Below are 1,456 nucleotides of genomic sequence, written 5' to 3' on the forward strand. Positions count from 1 at the left end.
AATCTGTACCCCTTGTAAAGGACATTAATAAAAAAACTTATGCTGATTCAAGGAGATGATTCCTGTACTGTACGGGAGTCATCTTTTTCATGTTCCATTGATAACGATGATGGTTGTAATAGTTAATGGTTTTTCGGATTTCACGCTGTAGTGAATCGAACGTGGTACAGGCCTTTAACTCGACGATATCCTTGAAATGTCCAAAGAATGATTCCTGGACAGCGTTATCCCAACAGTTGCCCCGTCGGGACATGGATTGACCTAGCTTCATACGCTTCACCTCTTTCTGATAGGTCGGGCTCGTGTAGTGCCCTCCTTGATCTGAATGGATGAATGCGTCCTTGTCCAAGCGAATCCTCCGGTTCTTCCGTAAACGCTTCAACGTATCCAATACAATGTCGAGATTGATGTTCTCAGAGAGTTGATGCGCCAGTACCTCATTGGTCGAACCGTCCACGATGGTCGAAAGATAGGCTCGCTTACCGTTCCCGTAAAATATGTAGGTGATATCGGTGAGAAGCACCTTGTAGGGAGTGCCCTGTTTGAATTCGCGTTTGAGGCGATTCGGCACCACCCGGTGCTCGGCCGTCGCCTTAATGAGCCGTTTGTATGGCTTCGCCTTGCGGATTGGACACACGATTTTGTATTTCCGCATGATACGTCGGATACACTTCAGGTTCATCGTCACACCGAAATGACCAGACAGCACCATCTTGATCTGCCTAGCACCCTTCTTGCGCTTCTTGAAGTGGAACGCCTTCAGAACGAGGTCACGAAGAGCCACGTCTTTCGATTCGCGCTCCTGTCTGATCTGTCTCCTCCGTTTCGAGAAATAGGCGTGGTATCCCTGACGTGACACCCCGGCCACCTGGCAGAGATGGCTGACCATCCCCTTCATTTTGTGCTTGATGATGACACCTTGAATCAGCTCATACTTTTGCGATGCGTTAAGTCCAGCTTTCCTCTCCCTTCCGCCAGGCGGATCTCCTTTAATAGTTCGACCTCTGCTTTCAACAGTTTGTTTTCGGCCTCGAGCTTCGCGTACCGTTCTTCTGTCGACAGCTCTTTATCTCTCCAACGTCCTGAATTACTTGATCGTGTATCGCGCAGCCCCATTACCCCATCTTTTCGGTAAGCTCGTGTCCAACGATTTTTACAAGAACTCATACGCCGTTCACCGAGTACCTCCACATCGAATCCACATCCCCGGAAGATTTCCACAGGGAACTTTCCTTCCAACGTCTGTGCTATAAAAAGTTCCTTGAACTCATCGGTATACGTGATCCCTTTCGGGCTCACAGATTTAACGTAAGGATTTGCGGCTAGCGCATCTATTTCTTTTGACGTAAATATCTTCTTCGACACTCGAATTCACTCCCAATATGATTTAGTCCAGTGTACACAAAAACCCTGAGCAGTAGACTTTTTTTAGTGTCTACTACTCAGGGTACAGTTT

1 protein-coding gene is annotated in these 1,456 nt (G+C 47.5%); it reads right to left on the minus strand.

The features are described 5' to 3' along the window. Positions 1-37: 37 nt before the first annotated feature. A protein-coding gene (locus DI14_RS15155) for an IS3 family transposase (RefSeq protein WP_152545858.1) occupies positions 38-1,365 on the minus strand; the annotation gives its coding sequence in 2 pieces (ribosomal slippage) (positions 38-966 and positions 966-1,365; 1,329 coding nt in all). Between the last annotated feature and the right edge of the window lie 91 nt (positions 1,366-1,456).

The organism is Exiguobacterium sp. AB2 (genome assembly GCF_000696055.1).
In the GTDB taxonomy this organism is placed as follows: Bacteria; Bacillota; Bacilli; order Exiguobacteriales; family Exiguobacteriaceae; genus Exiguobacterium; species Exiguobacterium alkaliphilum.